Genomic DNA, 25,622 nt, shown 5'->3' with positions numbered 1-25,622 from the left:
GAAGTAGATAGCGGATAGCGGATGGTGACTAGGAGCGGATAGGAGCCGGTGTCTTCCAGGATCGTTCTGCCCTAGTCACCATCCGCTATCCGCCATCCGCTTCTTTAGATTTGCGCCAGATTTCCCTTCGTCTCCAGCCACTCGCGGCGATCGCTCGCGCGCTTCTTGGCGAGCAGCATGTCGAGTGTCTGGTCGGCGTCGTCCTTGGCTTCGACCGTAAGCTGCACGAGGCGGCGCGTTTCGGGCGCCATCGTGGTCTCGCGCAACTGCAGTGCGTTCATTTCGCCGAGGCCTTTGAAGCGGGTGACGACCGGCTTCGCGCGCGGGTTCTCCGCGGCGATGCGATCGAGGACACCGGCTCGCTCGGCGTCGTCGAGCGCGTAGTACACCTGCTTGCCTACGTCGACGCGATACAGCGGTGGCATTGCGACGTACACGTTCCCTGCCAGTACGAGCGGGCGGAAATGGCGCAGGAACAGTGCGCAAAGCAGCGTTGCGATATGCGCGCCGTCCGAGTCTGCGTCCGCGAGGATGCAGATCTTGTGATAGCGCAGGCCTTTCAGGTTGTCGGAGCCGGGATCGACACCGATCGCGATGGCGATGTGATGTACTTCCTGCGACTGCAGCACTTCGGATGCGTCGACTTCCCAGGTGTTGAGGATCTTGCCGCGCAGCGGCATCACTGCCTGGAACTCGCGATCGCGCGCCTGTTTCGCGGAGCCCCCGGCCGAGTCGCCTTCGACGAGGAACAACTCCGAGCGTTCGGGTTCCTGCGATGAGCAATCGGCGAGCTTGCCGGGCAGTGCCGGTCCGCTCGCGATGCGCTTGCGGGTCACTGCCTTCGATGCCTTGAGGCGCGCCTGCGCTCCGGCGATAGCGAGTTGCGCGATCTTTTCACCCGACTCCGGGTGCTGGTTCAGCCACAGGCCGAACTGATCCTTCACGACGCCGGAAACGAACGCCGCGGATTCGCGCGACGACAACTTCTCTTTCGTCTGGCCGGCGAACTGCGGCTCCTTCATCTTCGTCGACAGCACGTAGCTGACGCCGTCCCAGATGTCTTCAGGCGCGAGCTTCAGGCCCTTCGGCAGCAGGTTGCGGAATTCGCAGAACTCGCGGATCGCATCGGTCAGGCCCAGTCGCAGGCCGTTGACGTGCGTGCCGCCCTGCTCCGTCGGAATCAGGTTGACGTAGCTTTCCTCGACACGCGGTCCTTCGTCCACGCGCCAGGCAACGGCCCACTCGGCGCCTTCCGCGGCACCCGTGATGCTGCCCGAGAACAACTCGGGTGGCAGCCATTCGCCCTGCCCGAGTGCGTCGCGGAGATATTCGTTCACACCGCCCGTGTAGAACCACTCTTCCTTCTCGCCGGTCTGCTCGATGGTCAGCGTGACCTTCAGGCCCGGACACAGCACCGCCTTCGCGCGCAGCACGTGCTTGAGCTTCGGCAGCGAGAACGAGACTGTTTCGAAGAACTGCGGATCGGGCCAGAACCGCACCGTCGTGCCGGTGTTGTTCTTGCCGACCTCATCGACGACCTCCAGCTTCGACTTCACCTTTCCGTCTTTGAAGCTGATGTTGTATTCCTTGCCGCCGCGCTTCACCCAGCATTCGAGGTTCTTCGACAGGGCGTTCACGACCGAGACGCCGACGCCGTGCAGACCGCCGGAGAACTCGTAGTTCTTGTTCGAGAACTTTCCGCCCGCGTGCAGGCGCGTGAGGATCAGCTCGACGCCGCTCACCTTCTCTTTCGGGTGGATGTCGACGGGCATGCCGCGGCCGTCGTCGGCCACCTGCAGCGAACCGTCCTTGAAGACGGTGACGTCGATGCGCTTCGCGTGTCCGGACAGCGCTTCGTCGACCGAGTTGTCGACGACTTCGTGAGCGAGATGGTTGGGACGGCTCGTATCCGTGTACATGCCGGGACGGCGTCGTACCGGATCGAGTCCGCTGAGTACTTCGATGTCTGAAGCGGTATAGGACTGGGCCATTAGGAGAAGCGGTTAGCGGTTGGCGGTTGGCGGTTGGCGAGAAACGGAGCTCGCCCGACCGGAGGCGGCGCGAAGTCTAGCGCACCGCTGCGCTTCCGAAACAGAGCCCAGCAGCGGCTTTATCTTCTCTGGCTGGCTTGCTAACCAGCTGGGCTAGCTGGCCGGCCTCAAGTCCCCCGCCAGCGAATCCCGGATTGACTTCGGGAGCGGGCGCACTTCGTGCGCGTAACTGTCGTGATCCACGCCGATGCTCACATCCATGCCGCTTTTCACCGCCGCGGTCATGGGAGGTGTCAGCTCGAAGCGCAGGAAATGGACCGCCGAGGTTTTTTCGTCGTTTTCCCGGTCGAGATCCTCGTCGGCAATTGCAAACACCCTTTCGAAACCATCGACCTGCACCCAGCAGCGGTCTTCGATCCCCTTCAGCTGCGCGAGCTTCACCCGTCGCTCTTCGGCGTCCGGAAACTCGATGAGAAAAGTCGCCTTCCAGTTGCTGCCGTCGGGGATCAGCGGGTTGTAGGCATCGAGCTCATCCTGGATGCCGTGCGATTCGAAGATGCGCTCGACCCTGAGCATCTCCTGCACCTGATACTGGATCGTCAGGCGATCCTCGAACGACCAGCTGGTGTTCGGCCCGACGGTCAGGATGCGGTCGCGCTTGTGATCGAGCACCTTCGTCCGGAATTCCTTGCGGTCGACGGAGTACTGCTCGAGGGACATGAGGTCGGTGCGGGTGAGTTTCATTTTCAGATTCCATACGCCATCCGCAACAGTTTCATCGGATGCGTCGGCTCCTTGTGCGATTCCAGGCCCGACTCGATCTGATGTCCAGCCATCGGGCAATCACTGGCGTAGTGATCCGCGCCCGAATCGGCGACCTTGCGGATGACCGGACGGCCGATCTTCATCGAGATATCCCGATACTCGCGCTTCACGCCGTAGGTTCCGTTGTGACCGGAACAACGCTCGATCGGCTCGACCTGGGTTTCCGGCACGAGCATGAGGACGTCGCGGGTGCGCAGTCCCAGGTTCTGGACGCGCAGATGACAGGGCACGTGGTAGCTGACCTTGCCGATCTTCCGCGGGAAATCGGTCCGCATGAGCCCCGCCTTGTGGCGGGCCCACAAATACTCGAAGGGATCGAACATCGCCTCCTGGACTTTGCGGACCCGCGGCTCGTCCGGAAACATCAGCGGCAATTCCTGCTTGAACATCAGCGTGCACGAAGGAATCGGCGTGACGATGTCCCAGCCCTCGTCGACTTTCGCAGCGAGCGCCGGGATGTTCGCGTCCTTGAGCTTCGCGATCGCGTCGAGGTCGCCGAGCTCCAGCTTCGGCATGCCGCAGCACTTTTCCTGCCGCAGGATCGTGACCTCGATGCCGTTGTGCTCGAAAACGGCGGCCAGATCGTCGTTCAGATCCGGCTCATTGCGGTTGCCGTAGCAGGTGGCAAACAACACGACCTTGCCGCGCGTCTCGCCGCCCGCCTGCGGCTCGATCCTCGGATGCTGCCGCGACTTGTGGCGCTTGTGATAGGTGCGACTGTGATATTCGGGGATCGGCGCCTGCGGATGAACGCCGAGCGTCTTGTCGAGCATCGAGCGTCCGGCCTTCGTTGCCGCGACCGCATTCACGATTTCAGCGACGACGGGAATTCCGGCGATGCTGCCCACGAGGTCCGTCGAGCTCAGCACCTTGTCGCGGAATACCGGTGGCTGATTTTTGAATTTGTAAGCTTTCGCCCGCAGCATCAGATGCGGGAAATCGACATTCCAGGGATGCGGCGGCACGTACGGACACTTGGACATGTAGCACATGTCGCACAGGTAGCAGTGGTCGACGACGTTCCAGTAGACCTTGCGGTCGACGCCGTCGAGCTCTCCGGTGCTCGACTCGTCGATCGCGTCGAACAGCGTCGGAAAGGAATTGCAGAGACTGAAGCAACGGCGACAGCCGTGGCAGATGTCGAAGATCCGCTCCAGCTCCTTGAAGAGCGAAGCCTCGTTCAGAAATTCAGGATCTTTCCAGGCGATCGGATGGCGGGTGGGCGCTTCGAGACTTCCTTCGCGCGACCCTGCGGCGGTCTTCTTTTCTGCCACGCTATAGCTCTCGCTTGGCTGAGGCCATGAGCTTCGCGCTCACAACCTTCCGGCTGGCGGGAACAGCCGCCGAATTTCCTCGACGGCTGCCTACGTGAACGCGGCTGGCCCCGGCGCTCTTGCTAACCGCTAACCGCCAACCGCTAACCGCTTCTCTCCTACAGCGTATCCAGCGCTTTCTGGAACCGATTCGCGTGCGAGCGTTCCGCCTTCGCGAGGGTCTCGAACCAGTCGGCGATTTCATCGAAGCCTTCATCGCGCGCCTGCTTCGCCATACCGGGATACATGTCCGTGTACTCGTGAGTCTCGCCCGCGATCGCGGCCTTGAGATTCAACGAGGTGCCGCCGATCGGCAGGCCTGTCGCGGGATCGCCCACGACTTCGAGATATTCGAGATGGCCGTGCGCATGGCCGGTTTCACCTTCGGCGGTCGAACGGAATACCGCGGCAACGTCGTTGAAGCCTTCGACGTCGGCCTTCGCTGCGAAATAGAGATAGCGGCGGTTTGCCTGCGACTCGCCGGCAAATGCGTCCTTCAGGTTCTGCTCGGTCTTGCTGCCCTTGAGTTTGCTCATGCGTCGGACCCTCGTGTGTATTAGACAGAGTCTAACTGTCGTCGAATCTAGTCCCCTTGCCGCGGGCAAGTCAACGCCGCCGCCGGAGCGAAAGACGATCGGGTGTAGTCGCTTTGCACTGCAATTGACCACCTTGGAACGCGCGTGCAAGCTTGCCGCCGCCCGCATCCCCGCCAGCCGCAGAACCATCGCAACGCTGTCCGTGAGCAAGAAGACAACCGATACCCCGATTGACGCCACCAATGGCGCGCCTGCCCCCGACTTCGAAGCCTCGCTCGCCGAGCTCGAGGCCATCGTAGAGAAGCTCGAGCAGGGAGAGCTGTCGCTCGACGATTCGCTCAAACAGTTCGAACGCGGCGTTCAACTGACACGCGTCTGCCAGGCAGCGCTCACCCAGGCCGAGCAGAAGGTCGAGATCCTGTTGCGTAAGACGGGCGCCAGCGCGGGTGATGAGCTCGAAGCGGCGCCGTTCGATCCCGACTCCGACGAATCCTGATCCCGTGAGCATCCCCCGAGATCCAGGTTTCGCCAGCCGCCTCGAAGGCTGGCAGGTTCGCGTCGAAGCCGAGCTCGCAGCCCGCCTGCCGGGAAGCGAGGTCCACCCCACCCGGCTTCACGAAGCCCTGCGTTACAGCGTGCTCAACGGCGGCAAGCGCATCCGGCCCGCGCTGGTGTATGCGACTGCCCGCTCGCTCGGGCTCGCCGAATCGGCTGTCGATGGAGCAGCGTGCGCCGTGGAATTCATTCACGCCTATTCGCTGGTCCATGACGACCTGCCGGCAATGGACAACGATGACATGCGCCGCGGACGGCCGACGTGTCACAAGGCTTTCGATGAGGCCACGGCGATTCTCGTCGGCGATTCCCTGCAGGTGCTCGCATTCCAGATCCTGGCCACCGGGCACGGCCTGCCGAAGGACCCGGCCATCCGTCTGCGGCTCGTCGAACTGCTGGCGGAAGGCAGTGGCACCGGTGGCATGGCCGGCGGCCAGGCAATCGATCTCGCCGCCAAGGGAACGGCCCTGAACATCTCCGAGGTCGAAGAAATGCACGCCCGCAAAACCGGCGCGCTCATCCGCGCAAGCGTGCTCATGGGCGCGTACTGCGATGCGAACCTGCAGCGCGACGTCGCGCAGGCGCTCGACCGTTACTCCCGGGACATCGGTCTCGCATTCCAGATCCAGGACGATCTCCTGGACGTCGAAGGCGATCCGAAACTGCTGGGCAAAGCCACGGGGGCTGATCAGGCGAACAACAAGCCCACCTATCCCGCCGTCGCCGGCGTCGACGCCTCCCGGAAAAAGATGCAAGAGCTCCACGCGAGCGCGCTCGATGCCCTGGAAATCCTGGGGCCGGCGGCCGCTCCCCTGGCTTCCCTGTCGGACTGGCTTGTACTGAGACGGCACTGAAAGCGAGTACGGTAAACTCCCCCGCCATGACGAAACCCGCGTTTCCACTGCTGTCTCAACTGAATGCGCCGTCCGACCTGCGTGCTCTTCCGGCGGCGCAGCTGAACGACGTTGCGGACGAGTTGCGCCAGTACCTGATCGAAACGGTCAGCCAGATGGGCGGGCACTTCGCAGCGGGCCTCGGCACGGTCGAGCTGACGGTGGCGCTTCACTACGTCTTCGACACACCCGACGACCGACTGGTCTGGGATGTCGGCCATCAAGCGTATCCGCACAAGGTACTGACCGGTCGCCGCGATCGACTGCAGACCATCAAGCTGAAGGACGGCCTTGCGCCGTTCCCCACTCGCGGCGAGAGCGAGTACGACACTTTCGGTGTCGGCCATTCGAGCACATCGATCAGTGCCGCGCTCGGCATGGCGATCGCCGCGCAGCGATCCGGACAGAAGCGCCGCGTCGTTGCGATCATCGGTGATGGTGCGCTCAGCGCCGGCATGGCATTCGAAGCCCTGAATCACGCCGGCAGCCTCGACACCGACATGCTCGTCATCCTCAACGACAACGACATGTCCATCTCGGAGAACGTCGGCGCATTCTCCAACTACTTCGCACGCGTCCTGTCCGGGAAGCTCTATGCGACGCTGCGTGAAGGCAGCAAGAAAGTCCTCAAGCGCATGCCCACCGTGTGGGAGCTCGCGCGCCGCTCCGAAGAACACATGAAGGGGATGGTGTTGCCCGGGACCATCTTCGAAGAGATGGGCTTCAACTACATCGGCCCGATCGATGGCCACGACCTCACCGCGCTCGTGGCGACTTTGAAGAATCTCCGCGAAATGCGCGGCCCGCAGTTCCTGCACGTGATCACGCGCAAGGGCAAGGGCTACGCGCCGGCCGAAGCAGACCCGATCAAGTGGCACGGCCCGGGTCCGTTCGATCACAAGAGCGGCGTGATCTTCAAAGAGAAGGCCACGGGACCGAACTACTCGCAGGTCTTCGGCCAGTGGCTGTGCGACATGGCGGCACTGGATCCGCTCGTCGTCGGCATCACTCCCGCCATGCGCGAAGGTTCGGGGCTGGTCGAGTACTCGAAGAAATTCCCCGATCGCTATTTCGATGTCGCGATTGCCGAACAGCACGCCGTGACGCTCGGCGCCGGAATGGCCTGCGAAGGACTGCGGCCCGTCGTCGCGATCTACTCGACGTTCCTGCAGCGCGCCTACGACCAGCTGATTCACGACGTCGCGCTCCAGAATCTGCCCGTCACGTTCGCAATCGATCGCGCCGGACTCGTCGGCGGCGACGGCGCAACTCACCAGGGCAGCTACGATCTCTCCTACCTGCGCTGCATTCCCAACCTCATCATCATGGCGCCGGCCGATGAAAACGAATGCCGCCAGATGCTGTTCACCGCCGTGCGCAGCGAGAAGCCGGCTGCTGTCCGCTATCCGCGTGGCCAGGGGCCTGGCGTCGCAATCGAATCGGCGATGCAGGCGCTGCCAATCGGCAAGGCGCAGACACGTCGGGAAGGACGCGGCGGACTCGCCATCATCGCCGTCGGTGCGATGGTGCCGTTCTGTGAGCACATCGCAGAGCAGCTCGATGCGACGCTGATCAATCTGCGTTTCGTGAAGCCGCTGGACGAAGAACTGCTGGTCCGGCTCGCCGGCTCACATCGCGCGATCGTGACAGTGGAAGAGAACGTCGTTGCGGGTGGCGCAGGCAGCGCCATCGCCGAATGCCTGGCTTCTCACGGCCTGCCGTTGCCGACGCTGCACCTTGGCATCCCTGATCGTTTCATCGAACACGGTTCGCGCAACGATTGCCTGACCGCTGCGGGACTGGATGTCGCGTCGATCGAAGGCGCCGTGAAGCGATGGTGGCAGGTGCCGGCGAAAGCGGCGGCGAGATAATCCGTCATTCCCGCGAAAGCGGGAATCCATGCGTTTGAGAAGATGGATACCCGCCTGGGCGGGGATGACATCGCGGACAACAGTTCAGATGGATCCCCGCCTGCGCGGGGATGACATCGCGGACCACAGTTCAGATGGATCCCCGCCTGCGCGGGGATGACATCGCGGACGCGATGTCAGTTCGGACTCTGCAGTCGACTGATCAGGCTGCGCAGAAATACTTTGTTGAACCGCAGCTGGCAAGCCGCCGACGACTGCTCGAGCAGCGTCGAGCTCACCTTCATCAGCGTCACATCCGTGGTCGCCTTGATGGTTGCAAGCCGCTTGGCGCCGCGCACGTAGCTCGTTTCGCCGAAGCAGTCGCCCGCTTCCAATTCACCGACACCGTTGCCGTTGCGCATGACGGATGCGGTGCCGGAGACGATCACGTAGAAGCGGTCGTCCATCTCGCCTTCCTTGACGATCTCCTCGCCGCCCGAGTAGTCCTGCCACGTGCTCGCGCGGAGCACTTCGAGAATCTCGGCTTGCGAGAAATCGTGGAAGAACTTGAGCGTGCGCAGGATCGAGAACTGTTCCTGGCGATCGATCTTCGAGGAGCCCTCGCGCAGCGTCTGGTGAACGCGCGTGAGATCCGCCGCCAGCTCCAATCCGTTGCGATAGCGCTTCGCCGGATCCTTCTGCAGCGACTTCGCGGCGGTGTCCTCGAGAAGCTCCGGCATCTCGGGGCGCAGCGCGTGAATCGGTTGCGGCGTGGCGTAAACGATCTGGTGCAGCAGCTTCGAGAGATTGCCGCCGCGGAAGGGACGGAAGCCCGTGAGCAATTCGTACATCACGGCGCCGAGCGAATAGAGATCCGAGCGGTTGGTGATCTCGAGCGACTGCACCTGCTCGGGCGACATGTACGAAGGGCTGCCGGCGATACCCTCGATGCGTGAAATATCCGAGTCGGCAACGAGCGCGATGCCGAAGTCGATGATGCGCACGTCGTTCGCCTGCGTGAGCATGACGTTCGACGGCTTGATGTCACGATGGATCACGCCGCGGCTGTGTGCGTAGTGCAGCGCCTTCGCGCACTTGTACATGATCTCGACGACGTCATCGATCGGCAGCAGGTTGTCGGGCTTGCAGTAGGCCGACAGCGTGCGGGCACCGTGCACGTGCTCGGTGACGATGTAGTAGTGACCGTCCTCTTCGCCTGCGTCGTAGATCGGAAGGATGTTCGGATGCTGCAGCATGCCGACCATGTGAGCTTCCGAGAGGAACATCTTGCGCGTGACGCGCGCCTTGTCTTCGTCGTGCGACTCGAGGTTGTAGACCTTGATCGCGACGTCGCGGCGATAGTAAGGATCGTGCGAGAGATACACGACGCCGGTGCTGCCGCGGCCGACTTCCTTGACGATGACGTACTTCCCGACTTTCTCGGGAGTACGCTGCTCGCGTGTGGCAGGACGCTGGGCCATCAGGTTGCTCGGAAGGTTCAAGCTGTGAAGTTCTTATGTCTTAACGACGTGGGTCAGAACAAGCAGAATCGCCGCGGCAAACAGCCCCGCAATTACGTCATCGAGCATAATTCCCAGCCCTCCCCGGAGTCTGTGATCGGCCTCCCGGATCGGCCAGGGCTTCCAGATGTCGAACAGGCGGAACAATGCGAACCCGCCGATGAGCCCGTACCAGTTGTGAGGCGCGCCCAGCATCGTGATCGCAAAACCGGCGATCTCGTCCCAGACGATCCCCGGGTGATCGTGAACCTTGAGCCGTCGCGCACTTTCCCCGCAAATCCAGACGCCGGTCACACATGCTGCGATTGCAAACGCGACGTGGACCTGCCAGCCGAAATGCATGACGCCGAGCACGATCGGCACGGCGATCAGCGTTCCGAACGTGCCCGGTGCCCGCGGCATCAGCCCGGCGCCGAAGCCGAAGGCCAGAATGTGCACGGGTTCACGCAGGATGCGCGGATCGGCCGACCACTTCATGGCGCTGAGTCCTTCGTCGCGAAGTGGTCGTACCCTCTTCGTCGCACCGTCACGGGCAAGCCATCCCGAATGCACCGAACGTCCTTGCCCTTCGTGATCGCTCCGATACGCGTGCATCCCGCCGGAACGAGCGCCACCTGCGCCGGCCGGACGGTAAACATGATCTCGTAGTCATCTCCGCCTGCCAGTGCGTAGTCGACGCAACTTGCCTCATCGAACATCTCGCGCATCGCTGCGGATATCGGCAACGCACCGACATCGACTTCGGCACCGCAGTTGCTCGCGGCACAGAGCTTGTCGAGATCCGTCAGCAGTCCGTCCGAGATGTCCATTGCAGCCGTTGCGAACATTCGCAGATGTCGTCCGAGTTCGACGCGCGGCTGTGGACGCAGGAAGCGTTGACGCAGACTGCGCGACGCCGCAGCCCCGGGTCCCGACTGTTGAATCACACTCAATCCAGCCGCCGCCTCGCCAACAGAACCGGAAACAAAAATCAGGTCGCCCTCCTTCGCACCTGACCGCGTCAGCCAGCGATCGGTCTCGACATAGCCGGCGACCTGCACCGTGATCACCATCGGTCCGCGAACTGTGTCGCCGCCGATCAGTGCTACGCCATGAAGATCGGCAAGTTCGAAGAGTCCTTGAGCGAACGCCGCCACCCATTGCGCTTCCGACTCCGGCAGCGACAACGACAACGTCATCCAGGCGGGCTCGGCCCCCATCGCTGCCAGATCACTCAGATTCACCGCGAGCGCGCGATAGCCAATGTCCGCGGCCGCGGTGCCGACGGGGAAATGGACGCCTTCGACGATCGTGTCCATGGCGATGACCAGCCTCCGGTCGGCCGGCGTAGCGATGACCGCAGCGTCATCGCCAATGCCGAGCAGAACGTCGCCGCGGGCCGCATGACGGGCGAAGTACCGGGCAATGAGATCGAACTCTCCGAGGCTCATGGCCCGAAGAGTAGCCGCGAACGAGTGCCGAAAAGAAGGTCGGTGTGATGAAAACGCCCGTGCAGCACCTGGCTGCCGGGTGGGTGCGCCTAGCCGCGCTCCGCGCTTCTGATGTCGCGGGCCGCGCGATCGAGAACGGCGTTGATGTATTTGTGCGCGTCCGTGGCGCCGAAGCGTTTGCAGAGATCGACGCCTTCGTTGATCACGACGCGGTAGGGGATGTCGATCCGGTTCGTCAGCTCGAACAGGCCGATCATGAGGATCGCCCTTTCGACCGGATCGAGCTGCTCGATCGGGCGGTCGATGAACGGAGCGATGGCGGCGTTGATCTTCTCGGCCTGATCGACGCAACCCTTCAGCAACTCGGTGAAATACTCCCGATCCGAGCCCTCGATCTCCTCACTCGCGAGGAACTGCAGGTTGATGTCCGCTGCCGACTGGCCCGTGAGCTGCCACTGATACAGCGCCTGCATCGCCAGCTTGCGCGCGATCGATCGTGCGCGCGTGCCGCGGTTGGGTTTCTTGGCTGCGTCTGTTGTCATGGCTGAACTGTTCGAACGAAAAAGATCCGCGGCGTTCGTCGGGAACGCCGGGAAGCGACCATTGGTTTGCCGCCCGCGGTGTCCGCGGAGCCTCATCGGATCCGTTACTGCTCGATCTTGCGCAGCAGGTTCGCCATTTCAATGGCCGTCACCGCGGCATCGGCGCCCTTGTTGCCCGCCTTCGTGCCGGCGCGCTCGACGGCTTGCTCGATCGTATCCGTTGTCAGCACGCCGAAAGTCACCGGAATGCCCGTATCGTTGGCCACACGCGCCAGACCACCCGCGCATTCGCCTGCGACGTAGTCGAAGTGCGCCGTCGCACCCTTGATCACTGCACCGAGTGCGATGACCGCGTCGTAGCGCTTGGTCAGCGCGAGCTTGCGAGCCACGACCGGGAGATCGAAAGCCCCCGGCGCGCGCACGATCTCGATCTGCTTGTCGCTCGCGCCGTGGCGCTTGAGCATGTCGACCGCGCCGCGAACGAGCTGTTCGACGATGAAATCGTTGAAACGGGACGCGAGGATCGCGAAGCGCAGTTCACGAACCTGGAGATCGCCTTCGAGGGTTTTGATGGAATCCATGGGAGGGCTGGTAGCGATGAGCGACGAGCTGTGAGCCAGAATGGGATTGGGGCGCAGTATAGCTCAGCGAAGGGGCCTTCCGGACCGAGCCTTGGCTGGCTCGTCGCTCGCGGCTGTCCTCACCCATCCACGTACTCCACCACTTCCAGCCCAAACCCCGACAACCCGTGCATCTGCTTGGGCGCTGACAGCACCCGCATCCGGGAAATCCCGAGGTCGCGCAGAATCTGTGCACCGATGCCATAGGTCCGCAGTACGCCCGGACCCGCCGGCCGGGGCGCCGCCGGTTCGACGTGCACGAGCGATTGCACGGCGTCCATCAGGTCGCGAGCTGTTTCTTCCGGACGGAGGATGACAACGACCCCGTGACCATCCTTTGCGACTCGCTGCATCGCTGACCGCAAAGGCCAGCCGAGCATTTCGTTCTGAATCCCGACCGCGTCGCGCAGCGTGTCCTTCACGTGCACGCGAACGAGCGGCACTTTGCTCGCGGCCATGTCGCCGCGAACGAGTGCGAGATGCACCGTGCGGTTCACGTGATCTTCGAAGCAGATCATCTGGAACGGGCCGAACTCGGTCTGGATTTCCTGCTCGGCGATGCGCTCGACGGATCGCTCCTTCTCCAGCCGGTAGCGAATGAGGTCGGCGATCGTGCCGATCTTCAGCTGATGAAGCTCGGCGAATTTTTCGAGGTCGGGGCGCCGCGCCATCGTGCCGTCTTCATTGAGAATCTCGACGATCGCCGCGGCCGGCTCCATTCCCGCGAGACGTGCCAGGTCGCAACCTGCTTCCGTGTGGCCCGCTCGCGTGAGCACGCCGCCCGCCTGCGCCATCAACGGAAAGATGTGGCCGGGCTGCCGCAGATCCTCGGGCTTGGCATCACGTTTCACTGCGGCGCGAATAGTCTGCGCGCGATCGTGCGCCGAGATACCGGTCGTCACGCCCTCGGCCGCTTCGATGGAGATGGTGAAGTTCGTGGTGTGATCGATGTTCGTGTGACTCACCATCAGCGGCAGTCGCAGCTGCTGACAGCGCGCACGCGTCAGCGTGAGGCAGATGAGTCCGCGCGCATACCGCGCCATGAAGTTGACGTCTTCAGCGCGCACCGATTCACCGGCCATCACGAGGTCGCCTTCGTTCTCGCGATCCTCATCGTCCATGATGATGACCATCTTGCCGGCCTGGATGTCGGCCAGGATCTCGTCGATCGAATTGAGTTTCATGGGAGCTTCTGGGAATGAGTCCGCGTCTGCGGCCGCAGCACGAGCTTGAGATCGGCACCGACCGTCTCGCTGCGATGGAGCGCGAATTGTAAGCGATCGGAAAGCTTTTCGAGCCGCGGAAACTGCGCCATCGGACGCGCATCGGGGCCGAGCAGCACCGGCGCGATGTACACAATCAGCTCGTCAGCCAGCCCGGATTGCAGAAGGCGCCCAGCGAGCGTCGGGCCTGCTTCGACCAGCACGTCGTTGCACTGGAGCGTGCCGAGCTCACGCAGCACGTGATCGAGATCCACGCGACCGTCCGCATCGGCCGATACGCGTATCAGTTTCGCTCCGTGGTGCGCAATCGCCTCGCCGCCCGTCTGCTGTGCGGTAAAGACGATCGTCTCGCCCTTCTCCTCGAGCATCTTCGCTGTTGCCGGCATGCGGAGTTTCGAATCGAGCACGACACGCAGAGGCTGGCGACCGAGTGTTTCCAGCGATGCATCACGCACCGTAAGCTGCGGATCGTCTGCGATGACTGTATCGATGCCGGTGAGCACTGCGCTCGATTCGGCGCGCAGCTTCTGCACATCGGCACGCGCGGCCTCGCCCGTGATCCAGCGGCTCTCGCCATTCGCCAGCGCGACGCGACCGTCGAGGCTTGCCGCGATCTTCACGATCACGCGGGGCAACCCGCTGATCATGCGTTTCTCGAAACCCAGATTGAGCTCGTGCGCCTGCGCTTCGAGCAATCCCGTCTGCGTCTGCACGCCGGCTTGCTGCAGCTGCTTCATGCCCGCGCCGTGAACTTTGGGATTGGGATCGAGCGAGGCGCACACAACCCGCTTCACGCCGGCCTTGATGAGAGCATCCGTACAGGGCGGCATCCGGCTGTGATAGCAGTGCGGCTCGAGCGTCACATAGACAGTCGCATCGCGTGCGGCCGATCCCGCAGCCTGCAGTGCTAGCGGCTCGGCATGCGCTTCGCCGGATTTCCGATGCGCTCCCTCGCCAACGATGCGATCACCCTGCACCACCACGCAACCGACCCGTGGATTCGGCTGCGTCGAATACCTGCCGAGCGCTGCGAGCTCGAGCGCGCGCTCCATCATCCGTCGATCGAGATCCGAGAACTCCGCGGCCATCAACGCTTCTTCCGCTTCTCGCCGCCGGACCACAGAGCCAGCTGGTTCTCTTCTTCCTGCTTGGTCCGCCGGTGGCGCATGCGATCGATCTCCTCGCGGAACGCGTCGACGTCCTGGAAGCTGCGATACACGGACGCGAAGCGCACGTAGGCGACTTCATCGAGATCGTGCAGCTCTTCCATCACCAGCTCACCCACGGTGCGCGAAGGTACTTCGCGCTCACCCATCGCCCGCAGCTTGTTGCAGATGTGAACGACGGCCGCATCGATCGATTCGCTCGCGACGGGACGCTTTTCCAGCGCCTTCAGCATGCTGCCGCGCAGCTTCTGCTCATCGAACGGCTGCCGGCTCTCGTCGCTCTTGATGATGCGCGGCATGACGAGTTCGGCGCTTTCGAACGTCGTGAAACGTTCGCCGCATTTCAGGCATTCGCGACGCCTGCGGATCTGCTGCCCCTCGCTCGCGAGCCGCGAGTCGATGACTTTGGTTTCTTCGAAGTTGCAGAAGGGGCAGTGCATGAGGAAGTGATTGGCGGACGGCGGACGGTGAAGGAAATCTTGACTGCCTCTTCACCGTCCGCCGTTCGCCGTCCGCCCTTCACCGCGTGCCGTACACCGGAAACTTCCGGCAAAGCGCCTCGACCTTCGTGCGCGTGGCATTCACCGCGTCCTCGCCTCCATTCGCATCGAGGATGTCGGCAATCCAGCCGGCGAGCTCGATGACTTCAGCTTCCTTGAAGCCGCGGGTCGTCGCAGCAGGTGTACCGATACGCAAGCCGCTCGTGACGAACGGAGGACGGGGATCGTTCGGCACGGCGTTCTTGTTCACGGTGATGTGCGCGCGGCCAAGAGCGGCATCAGCCTCCTTGCCCGTGATGTCGCGACCGATGAGGTCGACGAGGAACAGGTGATTATCGGTGCCGCCGGAAACGATCTTGTAGCCGCGCTTCATCAACGCACCTGCCATCGCACGCGCGTTCGCCAGCACTTGCATCTGGTAGGCCTTGAAGTCCGGCTGCAGCGCTTCGAGCAGCGCGACCGCCTTCGCGGCGATGACGTGCATCAGCGGACCGCCCTGAGTGCCGGGGAAGACGAGCGAATTCAGCTTCTTCTCGATCTCCGGGTTGGCGCGCGCGAGGATCAGGCCGCCACGCGGACCGCGCAGCGTCTTGTGAGTCGTCGTCGTGACGACATCCGCGAACGGAACCGGGTTCGGATAGATGCCCGCGGCGATCAGCCCTGCGACGTGCGCCATGTCGACTACGAAATAGGCGCCAACGCCGTCAGCGATGCGGCGGAAGCGTTCCCAATCGACGACGCGCGAGTACGCCGAGAACCCGGCGATGATCATGCGCGGACGATGTTCCTGCGCGAGCTTCTCCACCTGCACGTAGTCGATCTCGCCAGAGACGGGATCGATGCCGTACTGCACGGACTTGAAGATCTTTCCGGAGAAGTTGACCTTGGCGCCGTGCGTGAGGTGGCCGCCGTGATCGAGGCTCATGCCAAGGATCGTGTCGCCGGCGTTGATGAGCGCGAGATAGGCAGCAGCGTTCGCCTGCGATCCCGAGTGCGGCTGCACGTTGGCGTAGTCGGCACCGAAGAGCTTCTTGGCGCGATCGATCGCGAGCTGTTCGGCGATGTCGACGAATTCGCAGCCGCCGTAGTAGCGCTTGCCCGGATACCCCTCGGCGTACTTGTTCGTCAGCACCGACCCCTGAGCCTCGAGCACGCGCGGGCTCGCATAATTTTCGGAAGCGATCAGCTCGATGTGATCTTCCTGGCGACGGACTTCCGCATCGATGGCGGCCTTGAGCTCAGGGTCGAAACCGGCGATTTTCTGATCGGCTGGGAACATGGAGGGGCGACTCGTACCGCGTGGGGAAAGGGCCGAGATTGTACGAGAAAGAAGCAGCGCGCGGTTGGCCGGCTCCCGTTGTGGGTCCGACTTTGGTCGGACGTCATCCGTCCGGAGCGCGCCAGCGCGTAACGTCCGGCTAAAGCCGGACCCACAGCCAGAACCCGAGCCGGCACCGAACCAGCCACCCTGGTGGGCTCAGGAATCGAGCAGCGCCTCGACCACCCCGCTCCACGCCCGGGCCAGGTTGCGCCGGTTGTAGCCCCCGCCGCCCATGGCCACGACGCGGCCGTGTCCCAGACGGTCTGCGATCGCGCACAGGCGCCCGGCGGCGACCTTGTGGGCTGCGGGCGTGAATTGCATGTGCGTCAGGGGATCACCGTCGACGCTGTCCGCGCCGCACTGAAGGAGGATGAATTCCGGACGCCCGGCTTCGACGTACTCCTCGACCCGCGACCAGGCCTCCTGGAATGCCTCATCCGAGGCGCCCGGCGGTAACGGGATGTTGAGCTTCGTCCCCTCCGCCGGACCGCGCCCCGTCTCGTCGTCGCGACCCGTGCCGGGGTACAGATGGCGGCCGTCCTCGTGGAGGTCGGCGAACAGCAGGTCGGGGTCGGATTCGAACGCGTAGAAGACGCCGTCGCCGTGATGGGCGTCGATATCGACGTAGGCGATCCGCCGCAGCCCATGCTTGCGACGCAATTGCTCGATCGCCACGCCGCAATCGTTGAACACGCAGAATCCAGCGGCGCTGCGACGGGCCGCATGGTGCAATCCCGCGATCGGGATGAAGGCGCGCCCCGCCCTGCCCTCCATGACGGCGTCGACAGCATTGAGAGTCGCGCCGACGACATGGCTCGCCGCCTCGAAAACCCCCTTCCAGGCAGGCGTATCACCACCGTCGAGAAACCCGAGCCCGCTGATGGAGCGGCTCTGGACGAGATCGATGTACTCGGGCGTATGGAACGACTCGAGCTCCTCCCGCGTCGCCTCGCGTGGCTTGCCGCGCACGACCTTCTGGTCGAGCCCCCGCTGCTGCAGTTCGCGCATGAACGCCTCGTGGCGGTCAGGCCCGAAAGGATGGCCGTCAGGGAACCCGTACCGGGCGATCTGCTCGCCGGCGACGAGGAGGACGGGTTTGGGAGATGGGGTCACAGAGCGGCGACTGTCAACCGTCAACTGTCAACCGTCAACTCCCGGTATCATCCGCCCCCTCCCCAGTCCAGCCGAGCAGAGCGAATGGCCCAGTTCATTTACACGATGAATCGCGTCTCCAAGGTGGTCCCGCCGAAGCGGGTCATCCTGCGCGACATTTCCCTGTCCTTTTTCCCCGGCGCCAAGATCGGCGTGCTCGGTCTCAACGGCTCGGGCAAGTCCTCGCTGCTGCGGATCATGGCCGGTGTCGACAAGGAACATGACGGCGAGGCGCGACCGCAGCCCGGCATCAAGATCGGCCTGCTTTCGCAGGAGCCAGGACTGGATGCGACGAAGGACGTGCGCGGCAATGTGATCGAAGGCGTCGGCGACGTGCAGTCGCTGATCGATCGCTTCAACGCCGTCAGCGATCGGTTCTCCGATCCCGAGCTCGGCGAAGACGAAATGAACAAGCTGCTCGAAGAGCAGGCCAAGCTGCAGGATGCCATCGACGCGAAAGGCGGCTGGGAACTGGAGCGCAAGCTCGAAGTGGCCGCTGACGCATTGCGCCTGCCGCCGTGGGATGCCGACGTCACGAAGATCTCCGGCGGCGAACGCCGCCGCGTTGCTCTCTGCCGCCTGCTTCTATCGCAGCCCGACATGCTGCTGCTCGACGAACCGACGAACCATCTCGACGCCGAATCTGTCGCCTGGCTGGAACGCTATCTCGAAGCCTATCCCGGTACGGTCATCGCCGTTACGCACGATCGCTACTTCCTCGACAACGTCGCCGGCTGGATTCTCGAGCTCGACCGCGGCCACGGCATTCCGTGGCAAGGCAACTACTCTTCCTGGCTCGACCAGAAAGAAAAGCGCCTCGCGACCGAAGAGAAGCAGCAGGAAGCGCTGCGCAAAGCCCTCGAGCGCGAGCTCGAGTGGGTGCGTGCGAATCCCAAGGCACGCCAGGCGAAGAGCAAGGCGCGTCTGCAGCGCTTCGAAGAACTGTCGTCGCAGGAATTCCAGAAGCGCAACGAAACGAATGAAATCTACATCCCGCCGGGCCCGCGCCTCGGCGACCTCGTGATCGAAGCCAAGGCACTGAAGAAGGGCTTCGGCGATCGCCTGCTGTTCGACAACCTGAATTTCAATCTGCCGGCCGGCGGCATCGTCGGCGTCATCGGCCCGAACGGCGCCGGCAAGACGACGCTCTTCCGCATGATGACGGGCCAGGAGAAGCCGGATTCCGGCGAACTGCGGCTCGGCCCCTCGGTGCAGCTCGCATACGTCGATCAGTCGCGCCAGTCGCTCGACGATTCGAAGACTGTCTGGCAGGAAATCTCCGGCGGCCTGGACATGATCACGGTCGGCAACTACGAAACTTCGTCGCGCGGCTATGTCGGCCGGTTCAATTTCCGCGGCACGCAGCAGCAGCAGGTCATCGGTGAGTTGTCCGGCGGCGAACGCAACCGCGTGCACCTGGCCAAGGTGCTCAAGTCCGGCGGCAACGTTCTCATGCTCGACGAACCGACGAACGACCTCGACATCGAAACACTGCGAGCGCTCGAAGAAGCGCTGCTCAGTTTCCCCGGCTGCGCGATCGTGATCTCGCACGATCGCTGGTTCCTGGACCGGATCGCCACACACATCCTCGCGTTCGAAGGCAACAGCGAAGTCGTCTGGTTCGAAGGCAACTACGCGGAATACGTAGAAGACCTGCGCCGTCGCAAGGGCGACGATGCCGATTCGCCGCATCGCATCCGGTACAAGAAACTGGAGGCGTGATCACAGAAGCGAGGAGGTGACGAACGGCCAGAGTGTATGCAACGCACTCTCGACGTTCGTCGCTATCGTCACTCGGGGTCATCGGCAGTAAGCTCTCGCCCATGAGCTCCGCGCGCACCCTGTATCTCGATGGGAAGAATCTTTCGCTGGCACACCTGCGCACGTTCGAGAACGAGCGACCGCGCGTCGAGCTCGCGCCCTCAGCGCGAGCGCAAATGCAATCGAGCATCGATGTCGTTCGCGAGGCTGTTCGCACGGACCGGCTGAGCTACGGCATCACGACGGGCTTCGGTGCTTTCGCCAACAAGCGGATTTCTTCGGATCAGCTGCGCCAGTTGCAACTGAACCTTCTGCGCAGCCACACCACCGGCGTCGGCGCGCCACTGCGTGCGCCTCTGGTGCGGCGAATGCTGCTGCTGAAGATCAACAGCCTGGCGGCCGGTTTCTCAGGCATCCGCCATGAAGTCCTCGAAGGTCTGATCGCCCTGCTGAACGCCGACGTGCTGCCGATCATTCCCGAACGCGGCTCGGTCGGCGCATCGGGCGATCTCGCACCGCTCGCGCACATGTCGCTTTGCCTCATCGGCGAAGGCGAAGCGATGCGGGGCGAGCGACGGCTCGAAGGTCCCGCCGTCTGCGAAGCCGCCGGATTCGCACCGCTGACGCTCGAGGCCAAGGAAGGACTCGCGCTGATCAACGGGACGCAACTCAGTCTCACCCTCGCGCTCGATGGGCTCTTCCGTGCCGAGTCGCTCATCGATGCGTCTGTCGTCGTCGGAGCACTCACCGTCGACGGCCTCGCGGGCAGTTACACGCCTTTCGATCGACGTATTCACGAGGCGAGCCGCCTGCCCCACCAGATCGAAATCGCGCGACGCTTCGGCGTTCTGCTCACCGACAGCGCGATTCACAGCGATCACGAGAACTGCGATCGCGTGCAGGATCCATATGCGGTGCGCTGCATGCCGCAGGTGTTCGGCGCCGTCGAGGCGGCTCTCGACCATGGCCGCAACGTTCTGGGCGCCGCGATCAACGGCGTTTCGGACAATCCACTGATCTTCGGCAACGACATTCTCTCGGGCGGAAACTTCCACGCCGAACCGCTTGCGATGCTCAGCGACTACCTGGCCATTGCGGTGTCGGAACTCGCGAGCATTTCAGAGCGACGCACCGACCTGCTCGACCGCCGCGTGAACCCCGCGCTCAACATGTTCCTTACGACGGAGCCAGGACTCGAATCGGGCTTCATGATCGCGCACGTCACCGCAGCCGCCCTGACCTCGGAGAACCGCACGCTTGCGCATCCCGCGTCGGTGGACAACGTCACGACTTCCGCGGGGCAGGAAGATCACGTGAGCATGGCACCGTGGGCCGGCTACAAATTACGTCGCATCTGTACGAACACCGCCCACGTTCTTGCGATCGAGTTGCTTGCCGCCGCTCACGCCATCGATAAGCTGACACCCCTGAAGACGACGGATAGCCTGCAACAAGTGCATGCCTTCGTGCGTCGTTACGTGGAGCACCGTCCATACGATCACCGGCTGGACAAGGATATCGCCGTGCTGGCGGACCTGATCGAGCGCGGCGACCTGAGCAACTTCCTGAAGGATTGAGTGAGAAGTGATCGGATCCGTCTCCTACTCTTGCTAACCGCCAACCGCTAACCGCCAACCGCCTCTCCCAATGAACTCCGACGCCATTGCGCTAATCATCGCGATTTTCGGCGGCTTGCTGCTGATCCTTGCCTGTCAGCGTCTGCTGCGCGCGAGATTCTTCGCTGCGGGCGGCACTGCTCTCATGGGATTCCTCCTGCTTGCATGCGCGGGGTTGTTCTTCGTCGTCTCGCTGAACATGCACACCTATGCGCGGCTGACCTACGAACGACCGGTCGCTGAGATCGTGTTCGAAGGCCGAGGGCCCCAGAGCTACCGCGCGACGCTCACCGAAATGCCCGGCGGCGAGATGCAGATTTTCATGCTCGCGGGCGACGAATGGCAGCTCGATGCCCGCGTGCTCAAATGGAAAGGCTGGGCGAACCTGCTGGGCCTCGATGCGCAGTATCGACTCGAGCGCGTCGGCGGCCGCTATCGCGACATCGAACAGGAACGGCATGCAACGCGAACGGTGTACGCGCTGAGCGAGAACCCGGGTATCGACCTGTGGCAGGTGTCGACGGAGCACCCGCGCTGGCTGCCGTTCGTGGACGCGGTTTACGGCAGCGCGACGTACATGCCGATGGCCGACGGCGCGCGTTACCAGGTGTCGATCACGCAATCAGGACTGATTGCGCGGCCACTGAATCCGGCGGCGGACGCGGTGGCGAAGATGAAGATGGTCGGTGACGAGTGACCTGGTTGTGGGTCCGGCTTTAGCCGGACGTCATCGCGCCAGCGATCCGCGGGCCTTCGGCCTGACGTCCGACTAGTGTCGGACCCACAGGCAGATTCACCCCACCCACACTCTCGCATTCCTGAAGATCCGCATCCACGGGCTGTCCTCGCCCCATTCGTCCGGATGCCAGGAATTCTGCACGGTTCTGTAGACGCGCTCCGGATGCGGCATGACCAGCGTCACGCGTCCATCCGGCGTCGTGATGCCCGTGATGCCCTGAGGCGAGCCGTTCGGGTTCGCGGGATAGCGTTCGGTCGGGCGACCCGCATTGTCGACGAAGCGCAGCGACAGCAGTCCCGTGTCCGCGCACGCCATCAGATCGGAAGGCGAGCGGAATTCAGCCAGTCCTTCGCCGTGTGCGACCGCGATCGGCATCCGCGATCCTTCCATGCCCTTGAGGAAAATCGACGGCGACTTCATGACCTCGACGAGGCTCAGGCGACCTTCGAACTGTTCGGAACGATTGCGCACGAAACGCGGCCAGTGCTGCGTTCCGGGAATCAGCGTGCTCAGCGCGGACATCATCTGGCAGCCGTTGCAGACACCGAGCGAGAAGGTGTTCGTGCGGGCGAAGAATGCGGTGAACTCATCGCGCAATCGCGAATGGAACAGGATCGACTTCGCCCAACCCTCGCCTGCGCCGAGCACGTCGCCGTACGAGAAGCCGCCGCAGATCACGAGGCCGAGGTAATCCTGAAGCTGCGTTCGCTGCGCGAACAGATCCGTCATGTGCACGTCGAACGGTTCGAAACCGGCGCGATGAAACGCTGCCGCCATCTCGACGTGGCTGTTCACGCCCTGCTCGCGCAGGATTGCCACTTTAGGCCGGGCACCCTTTGCGATGAATGGCGCGGCGATATCGGCTTGCAGGTCGAACGTCAGCCGGGCGTTCAGGCCCGGGTCCTGCGGATCAACCGCAGTCTCGAACTGCTCGACCGCGCACTTCGGGTTGTCGCGCAGTTCAACCATGCGATAGCTGGTCTCCGACCAGGCACGACGCAGGTCCGTGCGTGACTCGTCGAGCACTGTCGCGGTGCCAGCACGCAATCGCACGCGATCTTCATTCGTGACCTTGCCGAACGTATGGCAGATCGATGCGAGACGATGCTTCGCCAGCACCGCGTTGACGGCAGCGACGTCCCGCTCGCGAACCTGGAGCACGGCGCCGAGTTCTTCGCTGAAGAGTCGCTGAGCGGCGCTGCCCGCATCGCCACCGATGTCAGCGTCAATGCCACAGCGCCCGGCGAAGGCCATCTCGGCGAGCGTGGCGAACAAGCCGCCATCCGAGCGGTCGTGATATGCCAGCAGCAGACCACCGGCCCGCAATTCAGTGATCGCCGCGAAGAACGACTTCAGTACCTGAGGATCTTCGCAATCAGGTGCATTGCTGCCGAGCTGGCCATAGACCTGCGCGAGACACGACCCGCCGAGTCGATTGCGACCCGCACCAAGATCGACGAGCACCAGCCGCGTCTCACCCTGGTCTGTTCGCAATTGCGGTGTGAGCGTGCGACGCACGTCCTTCACGGGAGCGAACGCGGAAATGATCAGCGACAGCGGCGCCACCATCTTTCGCTGCGCTCCGCGATCGTTCCAGGTGGTCTTCATCGACAGCGAGTCCTTGCCGACCGGGATCGTGATCCCGAGGGCCGGACAGAATTCCTCGCCGACAGCCTTCACTGTTGCGTAGAGATCTGCATCCTCACCGGGTTCGCCGCACGCAGCCATCCAGTTGGCGGACAGGCGTACGTCGGAGATCTTCTCGATGTCCGCTGCGGCAATGTTGGTGACCGCCTCAGCGACTGCCATTCGCCCCGAAGCCGCGGCGTCCAGCAACGCGAGCGGCGTGCGCTCGCCCATCGCCATCGCTTCGCCCGAGTTCGACGTGTAGTCGCTCACAGTGACCGCCACATCGCTCACCGGCACCTGCCACGGACCGACGAACGGATCGCGGCTGATCATGCCGCCGACCGAACGATCGCCGATGGTGATGAGGAAGGTCTTGTCCGCAATCGCGGGATAGCGCAGCAATCGATAAGCCGCGTCGCGGATATCGATGCCCGTCGTATCGAAGCCATCGCTCAAAGCCGGGATCGACTTCACGTCGCGCGTCATGCGCGGCGGCTTGCCGAGAATGACGTTGAGCGGCACATCGACGGGTGACGCTTTCAGTTTCGGATCGGCGACCTTCAGCCAGCCATCGTCGGTGATGTCGCCAACCACTGCGTACGGACAACGCTCGCGCTCGCACATCGCTGCGAACGTATCGAGCTGGTCTTGCGCGATGGCGAGCACGTAGCGCTCCTGCGCCTCGTTGCACCAGATCTCGAGCGGCGACATGCCCGGCTCGTCCGACGGCACTTTGCGCAGGTCGATGCGACCGCCGCGCTTGCTGTGATCGATCGATTCCGGGATGGCGTTCGACAGGCCGCCAGCGCCTACATCGTGAATGAGAAGGATCGGATTGCGCTGGCCCATTGCCCAGCACTGGTCGATCACTTCCTGCGCGCGGCGCTGGATTTCAGGATTGCCGCGCTGCACGGATGCGAAGTCGAGATCCTCGGCGCTGGTGCCGCTGCCGACGGACGAAGCTGCGCTGCCGCCCAGCCCGATCAGCATCGCCGGTCCGCCGAGCACGATCAGCTTCGCGCCCGGCACGACATCGGATTTCTCGACATGCATGCGCCGGACGTTGCCGACGCCGCCCGCGATCATGATCGGCTTGTGATAGCCGCGAAGACCTGCGCGCTGCCCGCTGTCCGCCTGCAGCTCGAAGGTCCGGAAGTAACCGAGAATGTTCGGCCGGCCGAACTCGTTGTTGAACGCAGCGGCGCCGAGCGGACCCTCGATCATGATGTCGAGCGCAGAGGCAATGCGCGCCGGCCGGCCGTGATCCTTTTCCCAGGGCTGTTCGAAGCCGGGGATGCGAAGGTTCGAGACGGAGAACCCCGCGAGCCCGGCTTTCGGCTTGCCGCCGCGTCCGGTCGCGCCCTCATCGCGAATCTCGCCGCCTGAACCCGTGGAAGCGCCCGGGAACGGAGAAATGGCGGTCGGATGATTGTGCGTCTCCACCTTCATCAGGATGTCGATCGTCTCCTCATTCGACTCGTAACGATGCGTCCCCACATCCGGGAACCACCGCTTGCCGACGGGGCCTTCGATGACGGCCGCGTTGTCGCGATACGCCGAGAGCACCCCGTGCGGGTTGAGCTCGTGCGTGTTGCGGATCATCGAGAACAGCGACTTCTTCTGCCGCTCGCCGTCGATGAGCCAGTCCGCATTGAAGATCTTGTGCCGACAATGCTCGGAGTTCGCCTGCGCGAACATCATCAGTTCGACATCCGTCGGATCGCGGCCGAGCTTGTTGAAGCTTTCGACGAGGTAGTCGATTTCGTCCGCGGAAAGCGCGAGACCCAACTGCCGATTCGCATCTTCGAGAGCCGCGCGCCCGCGAGCGAGCAACGCAACGGTCGCGAGCGGACGAGGCTGCTCATGCGAGAACAGCTGCGCCGCTTCGTCGAAAGAAAGGACGGCGGCTTCGGTCATCCGATCGTGCAGCAATGGCGCGATCGATCGCAGCGTCTGCGCATCGAGCGGCATGGAAGCGCGCACCCAGAAAGCGATTCCGCGCTCGAGACGCTCAATCGCGTCGAGCCCACAGACATGCGCGATGTCCGTTGCCTTGCTCGACCACGGCGAAATGGTTCCAGGCCGGGGAATGATGACGAGCGACGCGGCCGTGCCCGAAGCCTCAGCGTCGGAGCGAGGTCCGTACGTCAGCAACGCCTCGACGACGCGCCGCTCTTCGGACGTGAGATCGCGTCGCGTCTGCACGAAGTGCACGAAGCGCGAACCCAGGGACTCGATCTGTGGATGCCGCGCGCGGACCGCGGCCAGGAGTTTGCTGATGCGAAAGTCAGAGAGCGCAGGCGCGCCAGTCAGTGTCAGCATTCTTGAGGAGCCAGTCGGCCCGCGGAAAGCGCGAGCCGCGAGAGAAAATACGGGAGGGGATGATACAGGGAGAAGCGGCGAGCTGCGAGCGGTGAGCGGCGAGCCAGGGGACCGGAAG

General features: G+C 63.5%; 21 protein-coding genes. 6 read left to right on the top strand and 15 right to left on the bottom strand.

The window, feature by feature from the left end; translation table 11 throughout:
* Positions 1-104 precede the first annotated feature (104 nt).
* The 4 genes from parE to HNQ60_RS01990 all read right to left on the bottom strand — a co-directional run bounded on the left by parE (position 105) and on the right by HNQ60_RS01990 (position 4,665).
* A complete protein-coding gene (parE, locus tag HNQ60_RS02005) occupies positions 105-1,991 on the bottom strand; it encodes a DNA topoisomerase IV subunit B (protein ID WP_184329345.1) in 1,887 nt (628 codons plus the stop codon).
* Positions 1,992-2,144: 153 nt separating this feature from the next.
* Positions 2,145-2,735 carry a DUF3501 family protein gene (locus tag HNQ60_RS02000; RefSeq protein WP_184329344.1) on the bottom strand — a complete coding sequence of 197 codons (591 nt, stop codon included), beginning with the start codon at positions 2,733-2,735 and terminating at the stop codon, positions 2,145-2,147.
* A 2-nt stretch (positions 2,736-2,737) separates the two neighbouring features.
* Entirely contained in the window at positions 2,738-4,090 is a 1,353-nt protein-coding gene (locus tag HNQ60_RS28020; protein WP_184329343.1) for a heterodisulfide reductase-related iron-sulfur binding cluster, read from the bottom strand.
* A gap of 158 nt (positions 4,091-4,248) precedes the next feature.
* Positions 4,249-4,665, bottom strand: a complete 417-nt coding sequence (locus HNQ60_RS01990; RefSeq protein WP_184329342.1) for a rubrerythrin family protein — start codon at positions 4,663-4,665, stop codon at positions 4,249-4,251.
* 202 nt (positions 4,666-4,867) lie between these two features.
* On the opposite strand from HNQ60_RS01990, the gene HNQ60_RS27345 reads away from it, so the two are divergent.
* The 3 genes from HNQ60_RS27345 to dxs are packed head-to-tail and all read left to right on the top strand — an operon-like array spanning position 4,868 to position 7,984.
* On the top strand, positions 4,868-5,161 hold the full coding sequence (locus HNQ60_RS27345) for an exodeoxyribonuclease VII small subunit (protein WP_407676421.1): 294 nt from the start codon (positions 4,868-4,870) through the stop codon (positions 5,159-5,161).
* Between the two features lie 4 nt (positions 5,162-5,165).
* Positions 5,166-6,074: a polyprenyl synthetase family protein gene (locus tag HNQ60_RS01980; protein ID WP_322096830.1), complete on the top strand. Its 909-nt coding sequence runs from the start codon at positions 5,166-5,168 to the stop codon at positions 6,072-6,074.
* Positions 6,075-6,100: 26 nt separating this feature from the next.
* On the top strand, positions 6,101-7,984 hold the full coding sequence (gene dxs / locus HNQ60_RS01975; protein ID WP_184329339.1) for a 1-deoxy-D-xylulose-5-phosphate synthase: 1,884 nt from the start codon (positions 6,101-6,103) through the stop codon (positions 7,982-7,984).
* A 176-nt stretch (positions 7,985-8,160) separates the two neighbouring features.
* On the opposite strand, the gene HNQ60_RS01970 is transcribed toward dxs, so the two are convergent.
* The 10 genes from HNQ60_RS01970 to HNQ60_RS01925 all read right to left on the bottom strand — a co-directional run bounded on the left by HNQ60_RS01970 (position 8,161) and on the right by HNQ60_RS01925 (position 17,398).
* Positions 8,161-9,444 (bottom strand): serine/threonine-protein kinase, encoded by a 1,284-nt coding sequence (locus tag HNQ60_RS01970; RefSeq protein WP_184329338.1) that lies wholly within the window; start codon positions 9,442-9,444, stop codon positions 8,161-8,163.
* Positions 9,445-9,477: 33 nt separating this feature from the next.
* Positions 9,478-9,960 carry a phosphatidylglycerophosphatase A family protein gene (locus HNQ60_RS01965; protein WP_184329337.1) on the bottom strand — a complete coding sequence of 161 codons (483 nt, stop codon included), beginning with the start codon at positions 9,958-9,960 and terminating at the stop codon, positions 9,478-9,480.
* A complete protein-coding gene (gene thiL, locus HNQ60_RS01960; RefSeq protein WP_184329336.1) occupies positions 9,957-10,913 on the bottom strand; it encodes a thiamine-phosphate kinase in 957 nt (318 codons plus the stop codon). The genes HNQ60_RS01965 and thiL overlap by 4 nt, the downstream gene beginning before the upstream one ends.
* A gap of 89 nt (positions 10,914-11,002) precedes the next feature.
* On the bottom strand, positions 11,003-11,455 hold the full coding sequence (gene nusB, locus HNQ60_RS01955) for a transcription antitermination factor NusB (RefSeq protein WP_184329335.1): 453 nt from the start codon (positions 11,453-11,455) through the stop codon (positions 11,003-11,005).
* A gap of 104 nt (positions 11,456-11,559) precedes the next feature.
* Entirely contained in the window at positions 11,560-12,036 is a 477-nt protein-coding gene (gene ribH, locus HNQ60_RS01950) for a 6,7-dimethyl-8-ribityllumazine synthase (RefSeq protein ID WP_184329334.1), read from the bottom strand.
* Between the two features lie 119 nt (positions 12,037-12,155).
* On the bottom strand, positions 12,156-13,259 hold the full coding sequence (ribBA, locus tag HNQ60_RS01945; protein ID WP_184329333.1) for a bifunctional 3,4-dihydroxy-2-butanone-4-phosphate synthase/GTP cyclohydrolase II: 1,104 nt from the start codon (positions 13,257-13,259) through the stop codon (positions 12,156-12,158).
* Entirely contained in the window at positions 13,256-14,386 is a 1,131-nt protein-coding gene (ribD, locus tag HNQ60_RS01940) for a bifunctional diaminohydroxyphosphoribosylaminopyrimidine deaminase/5-amino-6-(5-phosphoribosylamino)uracil reductase RibD (protein WP_246433354.1), read from the bottom strand. The genes ribBA and ribD overlap by 4 nt, the downstream gene beginning before the upstream one ends.
* Positions 14,386-14,904 carry a transcriptional regulator NrdR gene (gene nrdR, locus HNQ60_RS01935; protein ID WP_184329332.1) on the bottom strand — a complete coding sequence of 173 codons (519 nt, stop codon included), beginning with the start codon at positions 14,902-14,904 and terminating at the stop codon, positions 14,386-14,388. The genes ribD and nrdR overlap by 1 nt, the downstream gene beginning before the upstream one ends.
* A gap of 79 nt (positions 14,905-14,983) precedes the next feature.
* On the bottom strand, positions 14,984-16,243 hold the full coding sequence (gene glyA / locus HNQ60_RS01930) for a serine hydroxymethyltransferase (RefSeq protein WP_184329331.1): 1,260 nt from the start codon (positions 16,241-16,243) through the stop codon (positions 14,984-14,986).
* A gap of 198 nt (positions 16,244-16,441) precedes the next feature.
* Positions 16,442-17,398, bottom strand: a complete 957-nt coding sequence (locus HNQ60_RS01925; RefSeq protein WP_322096829.1) for an acetoin utilization protein AcuC — start codon at positions 17,396-17,398, stop codon at positions 16,442-16,444.
* 84 nt (positions 17,399-17,482) lie between these two features.
* Here HNQ60_RS01925 and ettA point away from each other — a divergent pair, with 84 nt between their 5' ends.
* The 3 genes from ettA (at position 17,483) to HNQ60_RS01910 (ending at position 21,511) form a co-directional block, all read left to right on the top strand.
* A complete protein-coding gene (gene ettA / locus HNQ60_RS01920) occupies positions 17,483-19,159 on the top strand; it encodes an energy-dependent translational throttle protein EttA (protein ID WP_184329329.1) in 1,677 nt (558 codons plus the stop codon).
* Between the two features lie 101 nt (positions 19,160-19,260).
* Positions 19,261-20,775, top strand: coding sequence for a histidine ammonia-lyase (gene hutH / locus HNQ60_RS01915; RefSeq protein ID WP_184329328.1), 1,515 nt, complete (start codon positions 19,261-19,263; stop codon positions 20,773-20,775).
* 70 nt (positions 20,776-20,845) lie between these two features.
* Positions 20,846-21,511, top strand: a complete 666-nt coding sequence (locus tag HNQ60_RS01910) for a cation/multidrug efflux pump (protein ID WP_184329327.1) — start codon at positions 20,846-20,848, stop codon at positions 21,509-21,511.
* 96 nt (positions 21,512-21,607) lie between these two features.
* Here the strand turns inward: HNQ60_RS01910 and purL are convergent, their stop codons facing one another.
* Positions 21,608-25,504, bottom strand: coding sequence for a phosphoribosylformylglycinamidine synthase (gene purL, locus HNQ60_RS01905; RefSeq protein ID WP_184329326.1), 3,897 nt, complete (start codon positions 25,502-25,504; stop codon positions 21,608-21,610).
* Positions 25,505-25,622 lie beyond the last annotated feature (118 nt).

It is taken from the genome of Povalibacter uvarum (genome assembly GCF_014202975.1).
In the GTDB taxonomy this organism is placed as follows: Bacteria; Pseudomonadota; Gammaproteobacteria; order Steroidobacterales; family Steroidobacteraceae; genus Steroidobacter; species Steroidobacter uvarum.
Note: the sequence above shows the minus strand (reverse complement) of the source record. Positions and strands in the feature narration are given on the sequence as shown.